Annotated in this window: 12 protein-coding genes; 1 reads left to right on the top strand and 11 read right to left on the bottom strand. The window is 35.4% G+C overall.

All coding sequences use genetic code 11. The annotated features are described in order from the left end of the window. Window position 1: 1 nt before the first annotated feature. The 4 genes from VB798_RS03365 to VB798_RS03380 all read right to left on the bottom strand — a co-directional run bounded on the left by VB798_RS03365 (window position 2) and on the right by VB798_RS03380 (window position 2526). On the bottom strand, window positions 2-412 hold the full coding sequence (locus VB798_RS03365) for a molybdenum cofactor biosynthesis protein MoaE (protein ID WP_323255971.1): 411 nt from the start codon (window positions 410-412) through the stop codon (window positions 2-4). Window positions 413-648: 236 nt separating this feature from the next. Then, a complete protein-coding gene (locus VB798_RS03370) occupies window positions 649-1137 on the bottom strand; it encodes a dihydrofolate reductase (RefSeq protein ID WP_323255973.1) in 489 nt (162 codons plus the stop codon). A gap of 123 nt (window positions 1138-1260) precedes the next feature. After that, window positions 1261-2097: a formyltetrahydrofolate deformylase gene (gene purU / locus VB798_RS03375; protein WP_323255976.1), complete on the bottom strand. Its 837-nt coding sequence runs from the start codon at window positions 2095-2097 to the stop codon at window positions 1261-1263. Between the two features lie 12 nt (window positions 2098-2109). Next, window positions 2110-2526 carry a GNAT family N-acetyltransferase gene (locus tag VB798_RS03380; RefSeq protein ID WP_323255978.1) on the bottom strand — a complete coding sequence of 139 codons (417 nt, stop codon included), beginning with the start codon at window positions 2524-2526 and terminating at the stop codon, window positions 2110-2112. Between the two features lie 376 nt (window positions 2527-2902). Here VB798_RS03380 and VB798_RS03385 point away from each other — a divergent pair, with 376 nt between their 5' ends. Next, the gene (locus tag VB798_RS03385) at window positions 2903-4135 is read left to right on the top strand and encodes an isocitrate dehydrogenase (NADP(+)) (RefSeq protein ID WP_323255980.1); all 1233 of its coding nucleotides are present in this window, start codon (window positions 2903-2905) and stop codon (window positions 4133-4135) included. Window positions 4136-4213: 78 nt separating this feature from the next. Here the strand turns inward: VB798_RS03385 and VB798_RS03390 are convergent, their stop codons facing one another. The 7 genes from VB798_RS03390 to VB798_RS03420 all read right to left on the bottom strand — a co-directional run bounded on the left by VB798_RS03390 (window position 4214) and on the right by VB798_RS03420 (window position 13104). After that, window positions 4214-5422, bottom strand: coding sequence for a sensor histidine kinase (locus tag VB798_RS03390; RefSeq protein ID WP_323255982.1), 1209 nt, complete (start codon window positions 5420-5422; stop codon window positions 4214-4216). A 269-nt stretch (window positions 5423-5691) separates the two neighbouring features. Further along, entirely contained in the window at window positions 5692-7065 is a 1374-nt protein-coding gene (locus VB798_RS03395) for a sigma-54-dependent transcriptional regulator (protein ID WP_323255984.1), read from the bottom strand. Window positions 7066-7169: 104 nt separating this feature from the next. Next, window positions 7170-8321: an ABC transporter permease gene (locus VB798_RS03400; RefSeq protein WP_323255986.1), complete on the bottom strand. Its 1152-nt coding sequence runs from the start codon at window positions 8319-8321 to the stop codon at window positions 7170-7172. A 156-nt stretch (window positions 8322-8477) separates the two neighbouring features. Next, window positions 8478-9722, bottom strand: coding sequence for an ABC transporter permease (locus VB798_RS03405; protein ID WP_323255988.1), 1245 nt, complete (start codon window positions 9720-9722; stop codon window positions 8478-8480). A 24-nt stretch (window positions 9723-9746) separates the two neighbouring features. After that, window positions 9747-10409: an ABC transporter ATP-binding protein gene (locus VB798_RS03410; RefSeq protein WP_323255990.1), complete on the bottom strand. Its 663-nt coding sequence runs from the start codon at window positions 10407-10409 to the stop codon at window positions 9747-9749. Window positions 10410-10411: 2 nt separating this feature from the next. Beyond that, a complete protein-coding gene (locus VB798_RS03415) occupies window positions 10412-11857 on the bottom strand; it encodes a TolC family protein (RefSeq protein ID WP_323255992.1) in 1446 nt (481 codons plus the stop codon). Continuing rightward, a complete protein-coding gene (locus tag VB798_RS03420; RefSeq protein ID WP_323255994.1) occupies window positions 11854-13104 on the bottom strand; it encodes an efflux RND transporter periplasmic adaptor subunit in 1251 nt (416 codons plus the stop codon). The genes VB798_RS03415 and VB798_RS03420 overlap by 4 nt, the downstream gene beginning before the upstream one ends. Window positions 13105-13711 lie beyond the last annotated feature (607 nt).

The raw sequence follows: 13711 nt of genomic DNA on the forward strand, positions 1-13711 counted from the left end.
ATTAAGGGTGGGCTTCCAACCATTCTTCTCCATTTTCATAAACTTCTCTTTTCCAGATAGGAACAACTTGCTTTAAAGTATCAATCAACCATTGACAAGCCTCAAAAGAAGCCACACGATGAGCAGTAGCAACGGCAATTACTACGGCAACATCCCCGATTTCTAATACTCCTTTTCGGTGAACCATCACGATTTTTTCAATCTCCCATTTTTCACGGGCTTGGTCGGCAAGTTCTTGCATTTTTTTGACAGCCATCGTATCATAGGTTTCAAAAATGAGCCTTACAACTTCTTTTTGTTTATTATGATTTCTGACTGTTCCGATAAATACATCCACAGCTCCCGCACGGTCAGACTGTGCGGCATCAATGCAGGCTTGAATATCAATGGCTTTGTCGGCTATTTGTATCATTTAAAATATTCGTTTAGTTTAAAATCGTTTAAGTAACTCTTTCCGTACACTTCTTACTTTTCTTGCCTTGATGCAAGAAAAGTAACCGCAGCGGCGGACCGCAAAAGAAAATCAAGAAATTCCGAATCGCATCGGCGAACCGACTCGCTCCGCTCAAACAGCGGAATTTCAATAAATGCTAACGCACGAAAACTTAAATCTTAATCTTCAAATCTGCACACCTTCAAATTTTCAAATCATTTTTCCAATTCCACAAAAGAATATTTGTATAAATGTTTTTCGTCTGTGGCGTGGTCAATTCGGTTTACTTCTTCCCAGATGTCTTTATCAATTGCAGGGAAAAAAGTATCACCTTCAAAGGTATTATGTACTTCTGTCAGGTAAATTTTATCTGCAAAAGGTAAAGACAAACGATAAATTTCTGCACCTCCAATAATAAAAGCCTCGTTTTCTTCAATTTCATTAGCGGCTTCGATGGCTTCTTCCAAAGAATGAACCGTAATACAACCTTCAATTTGAAATTCAGGATTTTTAGTAATGATAATAGAAGTACGGTTCGGTAAAGGCTTTCCGATAGATTCAAAAGTTTTACGACCCATAATAATCGGATGCCCCGAAGTAAGCCTTTTAAACATTTTTAAATCTTCTGGCAAATGCCAAATCAACTGATTATTATGTCCGATAACGCCATTTTCTGCAACGGCAACGATGATTGATAATTTCATTTTGAACTATGTGTTTGGAGTGCTGAGTCTTTTGAATGATGAATTGAGAGTGCTGAATGAGGAGTGATTATGTCATTGAATGAGTGATAAAAAAATCACTCCTCATTCACAACTCAAAACTCATCACTCAAAAATGATCGTCTTATTCCCATGAATAAACACTCTATCTTCAAAGACTAATTTTAGGGCTTTTGCCAACACGATTTTCTCTACGTCACGTCCAGCCTGAGCCATTTCTAAAGCATTTTTGGTATGATTGACACGAGTAATATCTTGGAAAATAATTGGACCTTCATCCAAATCATCTGTTACAAAATGTGCTGTTGCTCCAATGATTTTCACGCCTCTTAAATACGCCTGTTTATAAGGATTTGCTCCAATAAACGCTGGCAAGAACGAATGGTGAATATTGACAACTTTCTTTCTAAATTTCTCGGTAAACTCATGCGTAAGTATTCGCATAAATTTGGCTAAAATTAAATAATCTGGCGAATAACTTCTTACCAATTCTTCAATTTGCTTTTCATGTTCGGCACGAGTAATGCCTTCGGCTGGTATGTAATGAAAAGGAATATTAAACTTTTCAGTAAGCGGACGCAAGACTTCGTGATTTCCGATGACTGCTAAAATATTGAAAGGTAAATCTTTAAATTCATTACGAATCAATAAATCTGAAAGACAGTGATGTTCTTTTGTTACCAATACCACAACGTCTTTTACTTGTTTCGTCGAAAGGTCGATGTTAGCAGAAGTAGGTAAAATTCCTCTTAAACCATCTTCAATTCTTTCAGGTTCGCAATCTCCTGAAAAGGCTACACGCATGAAAAATAGATTGTTATCTACATCTACAAATTCGTCAGTACGTTCAATATTGAGATTGTTGAAAAAAAGTACTCCTGTAATTTTATGAACAAGCCCTTTTTCGTCAGGACAATCAATTCTTAATATATAATCAGTCATTTTTAATGAATATTAAATCTGGGTTTTCAGTGTTTTACTCATCTTCACAAACTCGATTCCATCTTTTGTCCAAGTTTCTGACACGATTTCAAAACCAAATTTTTGATAAAAAGGATAAGCACTTGTTCTGGCATTGCACCAAAGATTTTTAATCTGTTTTTTTTCACATTCGTGAATCAGGAAATTAAGTAAAGCCGAACCATGTCCTTTCCCTTGATGAGTTACTTGTGTGGCAAATTTTCTGAATTGTGCATTTTCATTTTCTATAAATAAGGATATTACTGAAAGCAATTCGGCATTTTCGAATACTCCATAATGTAAACCATTTTCATCTTCGGCTAATTGTACATAAGTAAGTGGTTTGTCGGGCCACATTACGCTTTGTCGGATTGACCAAGTATCACTAGGACTTATTTTTTTGATTTCCACAAATAAAATTGATTAAAATCATTTTTGGGTAAACACTTCATTTTTAGCATTATTCTCCTTCAAACAAAATACAAAGTAAGTAGATTAATTCTTATTATTTTCAAAGCATTTGTTACTATTTTGGTTAAAATGGCATTTTCAGTTAAAAATCAAATATTCGGTTCTTATCAAGCCTGATTTTCAATATTTTTATTTTTAGGTGCTAAAAATTGTATTTTTCTCAAGCACAAGTGAATCAATATAGAATTTAGATAAACAAAACACATTCCGTATTAATTCATTGATTACCTTTGCCCCAAAATAATTCTTTAATAAAAAGAAATTTGAATTAATTCAATCAATTAAAGTTCAAAATTCCCAATTAGCATATTTCACAATGGAAAAAATTAAAGTTGCGAACCCTGTCGTTGAATTAGATGGCGACGAAATGACTCGAATTATCTGGAAATTCATTAAGGATAAATTGATTACTCCTTACTTAGATGTAGATATTAAATACTACGATTTAGGAATGGAATACCGTGACGAAACTAACGACCAAGTAACGATTGATGCTGCAAATGCTATCAAACAATATGGCGTTGGTATCAAATGTGCTACAATCACGCCAGACGAACAACGTGTTGAAGAGTTCGGCTTGAAACAAATGTGGAAATCGCCAAACGGAACAATCCGTAACATCTTGGATGGTACTGTTTTCCGTGAGCCAATCGTTTGTTCTAATGTTCCAAGATTAGTACCAAACTGGACAGCTCCAATCATGATTGGTCGTCACGCTTTTGGTGACCAATATAGAGCTACTGACTTCTTAACAAAAGGAAAAGGTAAATTAACAGTTACTTTCACGCCTGAAGATGGTTCTGAACCACAAACTTTTGAAGTATTCAACTTCAAAAACGACGGTGTAGCGTTAACAATGTATAACACTGACGAGTCTATCCGTGGATTTGCTCACTCATGTTTCAACATGGCGTTAAGCAAAGGATGGCCTTTATATTTATCTACTAAAAACACCATCTTGAAAAAATACGATGGTCGTTTCAAAGATATTTTCGAAGAAATCTACCAAGCAGATTACAAAGCGAAATTCGTAGAAGCAGGTATTGTTTACGAACACCGTTTGATTGATGACATGGTAGCTTCAGCATTGAAATGGAATGGTAATTTCGTTTGGGCTTGTAAAAACTACGATGGAGACGTTCAGTCTGATACAGTTGCTCAAGGTTTCGGTTCATTAGGTTTGATGACTTCAGTATTGATTACTCCAGACGGACAAACAATGGAAGCTGAAGCAGCACATGGTACTGTTACTCGTCACTACCGTGATCACCAAAAAGGAAAACCAACTTCTACTAACCCAATCGCTTCTATCTTCGCTTGGACTCGTGGTTTGGAATTCCGTGGTAAATTAGATGACAACCAAGAGTTAATCAACTTCTGCCAAACTTTAGAAAAAGTTTGTGTTGAAACAGTTGAATCTGGTAAAATGACTAAAGACTTAGCTGTTTGTATTCACGGAAATAAAGTGAATCATGGCGAGCATTATTTATATACTGAAGAATTCTTGGCTGCATTAGATGAAAATCTTAAAGCTGCTTTGGCGAAATAATTTTCGTTTTCTTCAATATTACAAGAGGTCAAAATCATTATGGTTTTGACCTCTTTTGTTTTTTACCACTTCTTTCTTCTAAACAAAATCAATAGTAAATTCTGTTATGTTTTCCTCATTGGTTTGTAAAGAAAAATTAAAACCATGATTGTTTAAAATTTCTCTACAAAGCATTAGTCCAATGCCTTGTCCTTCTGGTTTATCACTAAAAAATGGCGTAAATAATTGCTGTTCAATCGCTTTTGGAATGGGCTTGCCATTGTTACTGATACGTATTTGCGTATTGGTCACGCTTACTTGTATGATTTTTTCAGCGTTTTCTTCACAAGCTTCAAGGGCATTTTTCAAAATATTCACCAAAACTTGTTCTATTTGTCCAACATCAACGGATACCTGTTTTGCACTTTCTTGATAGTCGGTTTGCAAAGAAATACCTTTTTGTTCCATCTGTAAACGCATCAATGCAACTGCATTGTTGACGATAGCACTCATACTTTTGAGTTCTTTATTAGGCAAAGGCAAACGTACAATATCAGCAAAACGTCGCATAAACAGGTTCAATCTATCATTTCGTTCAGTGGCTACGTTCAAGGCATTTTGTAAATCAGGTTCTTCGATATATTTTTTTGTAACATCTAAAATAGAATTCACTGCTCCAATCGAATTATTTACTTCATGTGCCATCATTCTAATTACTTTTCCATAGGCTTTCTTTTCTGTCGCCAGAATTTCTGTCGTGAGTTCTTCAATCAATAAAAAAGGACGAGCGAAACCTCTATCCATAAAAAATGAACGCTGAATTTTATAAGTCGCTAAACCATTTAATTGTATAGTCTGGGCTTCTTTGTTTTCTAATAAAAGTAAATGTGGAATAATTGGATGCTGAATTTGGCTCAATGGAAAAATCGTGGTAAAGTGTTCTGGCAAAGTAAAAAGCTCTTGTGCTTTAGGATTAGCTTTAGTAATATTTCCATCAAAATCTAAAATCATAATGGCAATAGGTGAAGCCTGAATCAGTTTTTCCAGAAAGAAATGCTGTTCCATTACTTGCAGGCGTTCGTTCCGAAGTTGGTCAATCATAGCATTATATACCGCAATCAATTCGTCCATTTCGTACTTGCCAACGGGTTTGAATTTCACAGCAAAATCTTGGTCTTTTATCGCCTCCACTCCCATTAATAAGAATTTTAAGGGCTGAATAAAATCTTGATACAATTGTATAGCAATCACAATTGAAGCCAAAACCAAGATTTCGGAAAGGATAAAATAGAGTTTGTTCTCATTCAAAAGCCGAAAAGTTAAAAAGATAATCACGGCATGAATGAGCGTAACGAAAAGGATATATTTGGATTTTAGAGACAAGTTTTATTGAGTGAATTAGTGATTAGTGATTTTAATTGAGTGATTGAGCGAATGAGTGAGTTAGTGATTTTATCAAATAGAAGATTAAATGATACTCCCCCAAAGAAAATACTTAAACACTTGGAATATAAACACCTTAAATTTGCAAAGATTTGTAAATTATTTTTTGAGTATAAAATCACTAACTCACTCAATCACTCAATAGAAAAATCTATATTAAACTTCTCCAACCGTCTATACAAAGCAAAGCGAGTGATGCCGAGGGAACGGGAGACTTTTGAAATTTTGTTTTGATGAAAAGCCATCGCTCTTTGAATCATCAATAATTCCATTTCATCCAAAGTCATCGCTCCTACTTCTGGCAAAGTATTTTTGTTGCTGGACGAAGCATTGATGGAGATATTTTTCTGAAAATCTTCAATCGTCAATTCATCTTTTGGCGTTAGTAAAATGGTTTTTTCTACTAAATTTTTCAGTTGCCTGATATTGCCCGGCAATGGCAAGGTTTTGAGCCAATTGATTGCTTTCGGACTAATGCTTAAATTTGGACGCTCGTAAATGGTTTTCAAATTGTTGGCAAAGTAAATTGCCAAGGCTGCAATATCTTCAGGTCTTTCACGCAAAGCGGGCAATTTTACTGAAATAAGATTGATTCTGTAAAACAAATCTTCCCGAAAAGTATTGTTCGCCACCATTTCTTCTAAATTACGATTGGTTGCACAAATTACTCTTACGTCCACAGTTTTACTTTTGCTACTTCCCAAAGGTTCAAAGGTTCTGTCTTGCAAAACTCTGAGTAATTTCACTTGACTCGACAAGTCTAAATCTCCAATTTCATCCAAAAAGATTGTGCCTTTATTTGCCAATTCAAAACGCCCAATTCTATCCGATTTAGCATCTGTAAAAGCTCCACGAGTATGCCCAAATAGTTCGCTTTCAAACAAAGTAGCCGAAACACCTCCTAAATTTACTTTGACAAAAGGCTTATGTCGTCGTTTGCTATTTTGATGAATAGCTTCGGCAATGAGTTCTTTTCCTGTACCACTTTCGCCTGTAATCAAAACAGGTGCATCGGTAATCGCTACTCTGCCAATTGTTTCAAGGATTTCCAAAAGCTTTGGGTCGTTGCCAACGATGTGTTCAAATTGGTATTGTTGGTCTAATTTTTTTCGATTAGGCGATTGTATTTTCTGTTGAGAAAGATTTAGAATTGTGTTAATAGATTGAATAATATATCCGTTCTGCCACGGTTTTGTCACAAAATCTTTTGCTCCTAATTTCATCCCTTCTACTGCCAAATTAATTGTTCCCCAACCCGTTAACAAAATCACAGCAATATTTGGAAAAGTATGACGAATGATTTTCAAGGCTTTCATCCCTTCATCTCCAGAAGTTTCAATCGAAAAATTGAGGTCAAGTATGATTAACTGTGGTTGAAATTCTTCGATAACATCCATCGCCAAAACAGGTGAAGAGCAAGTCTTCACCTGAAAGCCTTCTTGTCGAAGCATCAATGAAAGTGATGTTTGCACAGCAAAATCATCGTCTATGATTAATATTTTGTTCATGTTTTATAGGTTCTCGGCATTCGGACTTCGGCTATCGGATTTAATATAATACTATTTCAGAAACAAAGCCGAAAGCTGATTTCCGACATCCGAAATCCATAAAGCTACTGTTCATGCAAAGCCATTGCTGGTTGAATTTTGGCGGCTTGTCTGCTTGGATGATAAGCACAAAGCGTAACGATGCCATATAAAATTACGATAGAAAGCCCAATTGCCATCCAATAAATACTGGCTTCTAAATTAAATACATTCATCAATGGAAATTGAACGGCAAAGAGCACCCCAATAAGTATTCCAAAAGTAGCAATTACCCACATTTCTCCCACAAATTGAATTTTGATATTGCCTGCGGTTGCTCCCATCGCTCTACGAACACCAATTTCTTCACGACGCTTAGCAATGTTTAAATTCAAAATGCCAAATAAACCCATTGCTACATTGACCAATAAAAATACGGTAATAATCAAGAAAATAATCACAGGTACTAAAGCTAAATTATGCTGATTTTGGCGTTGATCAGTTAAATAACTTACTTCAGTTGTCCACTCTTTGGCAACAGCGGCAATATCTTTGGTTAGTTTTGCTTCAAAATTAGCATCAGTACCTTTTTTAACTTTAACCAGAACTTTATTATAATCATATTTATCGTCCGCAAGGTTAAAAATACAAGGATTGTTATTGCTAAATTCTCCTTTTGCTTTGAAGTTTTCTATTACTCCTACTATTTTTTGATTATCTCCAATAATTTTTCCAATAGGGTTCACTTCTCCAAACAAAGCTTCTTGAGCTTTTTTATTAATCACCACAGGTTTGAATTTCGCTACGACATCAGCCTTTTTAAACCAATTTCCAAGCATTGTTTTCATACCTAAAGTCTTTATAAAATCTTCATCTGCGGTATAATAATCCCCAAGAATAGACGTCTTTTTATAACTAATATTTCCATTACTGTGAGTAAATGAAAAAGGCGAATTACTGGACATCCTTGTAGCTACTTCTACTTCAGGATATGTTCTGATTTTCTGATAAATTGTATTTAGTTTTTCTATGATGGCTGTGGTATCTTGATTTTTATTCAAGTCTAAAGCCCAAACGTTTTCATATTCAAAACCGATGGGTTCTAAATAGTTTTTGAAGTTGTAACTAATCAGCGACATTACGCCAAAAAGTACTAAAAAGGAAATCCAAATTTCTACCATCAATAAAGTATGATGGCGTTTTTTGTTCCAGATGAGTTTAAATAAATGAGATAACATGGGCAGTTGTGATTTAGTGAATGAGTGAGTGCTTCAATTGTGAATTAGTGAGTGAGTGATTTAGTGATTATTTTTATTTGTACTAATCAAAAAAAACTCAAAGCTCATAGCTAAAAGCTAAAATGCCGAAATCCGATAGCCGAAGTCCGATAGCCTCTAAGAACTTTTCAGTGCATCAATTACTTTCATTTTTGACATCCTGATGGCGGGAACTACACCTGAAAGCAAACCGAAAATCAAACAAACCAATAAACTCACGCCAAATACACTAAAATTGATACTCAAATCGGCATGAAGAATGAGACCACTGTCATTGAAAATACTGATGATGATGAGGGTAAGGATTAAAGCAAACGAACCGCCAATCATCGTAATAAAAATATTTTCAATAATAAATTGCCAAGCTAAAGAACTGGAAGGTGCACCAAAAGCTTTGCGAATCCCAATTTCTGAAGCCCTTTCCATGATTCTACTCACATTCAAATTCACTAAATTGATAGCAGGCAAACCCATCAACATCAATACAATAAAGAAGATAGCGATGTATAGAAAAATCTCCTGTCCATCTCTGGTGAAACTATACAAAAAAGTATCCAAATAAGGTTGAGCTTTAACATCTATAATATCATACCTATTTCCCCAATTCATAATGGGTAAAGGTATTCTTCCGACAGAGGCATCAAATTCATCTTGAATTGCCTTGAAATCACTTTTGTTTTTTGCCAAAATAATTGCGGTAAAACTACCCTGCAAACCTTTGGATTGGTAATTACTTTTGGGTAAGTTATAAGGAAAAAACACATCCGAAAAAGTCATGATACGAGTAACAGGTGCAGACTTTACTACGCCAATTACTTTAAATTTCTCGTTATCTACTTCTATACTTTTGCCAATGGCAGAAGCTGTTTCATCTTCAAAATACTGTTTTTTCATGGCATCCGTAATCACTACTACGTGTTCGCCATTGGCAATATTTTGCTCGTTAAAAGGCTTTCCTTCTAAAAATTCATAGTCGGTTACTTCCCAAAAAGTAGCATCACAAAACTTCGTACTTACTTTGATTCTTTTACCATTCAAATACGAATTAGCCGAGTTAATCATCGTTGAAAAACCTACTTTTTCAGGTGTCTTCAAGGTTTTTAAATGTTCTTTAATAAAATTATAAGAAACGGGGCCACCATTCATAGAAGTTCTGGCTGAATCTCGCAAGGCAATATTCATGATATATAACGACCTATCTCTTTTGTATTCTGGATAGTGACTTCCCACTAAATGGTCGAGGAAAGAAGTAATCACCATCAGCACTGTGAGCGTCAGTGTAATGCCGAAGAGTGTAATAAAAGTATAGAATGGATGCCGTAGTAGGACTTTCCACGCTATTTTGATGTAATTGAATAACATGATTTATTTTGTTTAGAGCTTAAATTAAGATACTTGTGTGCCATCAAAAAGGCGAATCAAACGGTGTGTTTTCTTTGCCATGTTTTCATCGTGTGTTACCATCACGATGGTGCTTCCTGCGGCATTGAGTTGTAAAAGAATGTTCAAAATTTCGTTGCCCATTGCACTGTCCAAATTCCCTGTTGGTTCATCGGCTAAAATGATTTCTGGATTTCCCACAATGGCTCTGGCAATGGCAACACGCTGTTTTTGTCCACCCGAAAGTTGGTTTGGAAAATGTTTCATTCTATTACTTAATCCAACTTTCTCTAAAGCTTCTTTGGCAGCTTCTCTCCTACTTTTATTCGTTGAAGCACGATAAAGCAAGGGGATTTCAACATTATCTAAAATGGATAAATCATTAATCAAGTGGAAGCTTTGGAAAATAAAACCGATTTTCTGGTTTCTTAAATACGCCAAATCTTTATCGGTAAATTTTTCAACGGGCTTATTATCAATGGCAATTGTTCCAGTAGAAGGTTCATCCAACAGTCCCATAATGTTCAAAAGTGTACTTTTACCACAGCCAGAAGGACCCATGATGGATACAAATTCTCCTTTTTTGATGTCGATATTGATATTGTTCAATGCCAATGTTTCAATATTGCTGGTCTGATAGACCTTTTCGATGTTGCTTAATTTAATCATGATTATTTTCTAAGATTTAAAGATTCATTTTGTTCAAAATCGTATAAAGTATAATATCGTAAAGTATAATACGCTCGCCAATAATCTCTGAGGGCAACGATATAATCTCGTTTAGCTCGGTCTTTTTCTTGCAAAGCAATGCCCAAATCTGTAATACTCAAATCAGCTAAAATGTACCTGTCTTGTGCTATTTGATAACGTTTGGTAGCAATTTCATCAGTTTCTGCCGTGAGCTTTACTTGTTTTTGTAGCATTTCAAAAAGTGTTACTTGTGTATAAATCTGTTGTTCGAATGTCAGCTTGTCTTGTTCTACACTTTGCTGGGTAAGTTGTAAATTCGCTTTTGCTGTTTCTGTTCGAGCTTTCGACCTTCCCCAATCCATGATGGGCAAAGTAAATTGAATTTCTACAAATTCACGGTCTTGGGCATTTTTGTAAATATCCAAAGGTTTTGCTCCTCTATTCGACAAACCAAAAGCTACATTCAAATTGGCATTTAAACCATTTTCTGCTTTGGCTTTATTCAAATCTCTTTCGGCTTCAAGGATTCTCCTTCTAAAAGCAATCGCATCTGAACGACTGTTCAGCGCTGCCCGAATGGCTTTTTGTGCATCAATTTCAAAGTTTTTAATCTGAAAAGGAATCGCCAAATCAAACTTATTTTCTTCTCTGTAACCAATGTAGGCTTTCAATTGCAAAGTCGCTACTTCTGCTTGTTGTTTGGCAGAAGCTAAATCTTTTTGGGCATTTAGTACCGACAAACGCAATTGTAAAATATCATTTTCTGAAATTTTGCCCAATTCCAATCTTTTTGAAGCAATCTTATACAGCGTGTCGTTATTACTTCGGTTCTTTTCGGCAATCTGTAAATTCACCTGAGCAATCAATAAATCAAAGTAATAATCACTCACATTCAAAGACACTTTTTCTAAAGATTCCAGAAAAACTTGCTGACTTTCTGAATACTTTAAAGGCTCAATTTGCTTGTCCCACTTCATTTGATTGTATCGAAAAAGTGGTTGACTCAGTCCAAAAGCCACAGGCACGCCATTGTACAAAGTAGAGTTTCGTTCAAAATCATCAAAGCGTTGTAATTGCTTTTGTATGAAAATCGTTCCGCCTGTTTTGGCTATACTTTGGCTTAAAGCAAGCGTTAAAGTAGAGTTATTGTTGGATACCGATTGAAAAGCCACCGTTCCATCAGGTTGCAGTACTTGAATAAAGGAACGAGTGAAACTTGGCAAAGCACCGCTCAAACTCAACTGCGGTTTGAAATCCGCTTGGAAAGATTTGAACCGCCAAAAATCCGTTTCCTTTTGGGTAGAAGCCTGTTTGGAAGCAATAGATTTATCTTTTGCCATTTGTACGGCTTCGTCTAAACTTAATTGCGTTTGTTGTGCGAAGGATATATTGCCTATGAACAACAAGCCGAGTAAAATCTTTTTCATCGTTGTTCAATTTTAATTTCCTTCAAATGTTCGTATTGACTCAAATCCGAAATAATCACTTTTTCGCCTGCTTGAATGCCACTTTTGATTTCTACAAAATCAAAATTCGATAAACCGATTTCTACCTCTCTCCTTTTAGCAATACCCTTTTCCAAGACAAATACTGAGGTTTTTCTTTTACCATTGAAAGCAGGACCATTGGCAACACGCACGGCATTGGCGATGCGATTGGTGACGATAAAAACTTCTACTTTCATATTGGGGCGAAGTGAAGCATGTTTATTGTCGTCTAATGCAATCGAAAATTGTACAATGCCATTGGCTACCGAAGGTTTTATTTGTACCACCATGCCACGCAAACTGATTTCATTGACTTTTACGATAACAGGAATGCCCACTTTCAATTGGTCGGAATAGGTATCTGAACAAGAACCTTCAACCCGAAAACTGCCCAAATCAGCCAATTTTGCCAACATTTCACCTTCGTTGACGGCAGAACCAATTTTATCATTCACCCAAGTAAGCACACCAGCACGGTCGGCAACAATATCCGCCATCGTGATTTTATGCTGTAATTCTTTTAAATTCTTGCTTTCAATTTGGGCATTCAATTCCGACTCACGCACATTTGCCCCCACAGATTTGCGATGATAATTCAATTCATTTTCTAATTGAGCTTTTTCTAATTCGGCAATTTTCAGGATGTTTTCAGCTTTGGTGACATCTTCTTGTGTGCGTCCACCTACTTTTTGCAGGCGTTTGGTATCTTCCAAATCGGCTCTGAGACGATTGATAGTCAGCGATTTTATTTTGTCACTGATGTCGGAATCATAGATTTTTTTATCCAAATCCATCTTGAGTTTTCCGATGCTATTTTGTTTCAAAGCCAATTGGTCTTTGAGCTTTTCTAGTTCGATAAGCGTCAGCGATTTATCTAAATCCATAATCGGCTGACCCGCCTTTACAGCAGCACCCGTGCTAAAAAACACCTTTTTGATACTGGCTTTTATCGGACTGGTTATGCTTTGTTCAAAAGCAGGAATTACTTCACCAGAAGCCGTGAGCGTATTTTCGATACTGCCCATTTCAGCCACCGCCGTTCTGATTTTAGAAGCCTCCAAAGAAGATTGAAGTGAATTTCTAAAAAAGTACAACAACACAAGCAAGGCAAACACAAGCGACAAACCGATAAACCATTTTTTAGATTTCCGTTGATTAATAAGGTTTTGAGAGATTTCTTTGTCCATAATATGATTAGATTTGCTATTAGTATTCCAAAGACAATGCCAAACAATAACGAACTGAATATCAGAGAATTAAACAAAATAAGAAATACAATAAATGTGCGATTTAGCACAGTTTGTGCGAGAAAGAACAGGGAAGATTTAGGAAGAAAATTTGATGATAAATAGAGGAATATTGGAGCTTGCAGAACTAATCATTACATTTGAAGATAGAATTTCACAAGTTGAGTGAACACTCCGGAGGCTTTTAATTTTTTGCTGTGTAACAATAACTCATTGTAATACTACTTTACAATTTTTATTGTAATACTACTTTACAATTTTTACGTGTTATAATGAATCATTGTAACACGACTTTATAATTTTTACGTATTACAATAGCTCATTGTAATACTACTTTATAATTTTTACGTGTTACAATGAGTCATTGTAACACTATTTTATAATTTTTACGTGTTACAATAGGTCATTGTAATACTACTTTATAATTTTTACGTGTTACAATGAGTCATTGTAACACTACTTTATAGTTTTTACGTGTTACAATGGGTTATTGTAACACTATTTTATAATTTTTACGTGTTACAATAAGTCATTGGTAATACGAATT

The sequence above is a fragment of the Arcicella lustrica genome, assembly GCF_034930985.1.
GTDB lineage: Bacteria > Bacteroidota > Bacteroidia > Cytophagales > Spirosomataceae > Arcicella > Arcicella lustrica.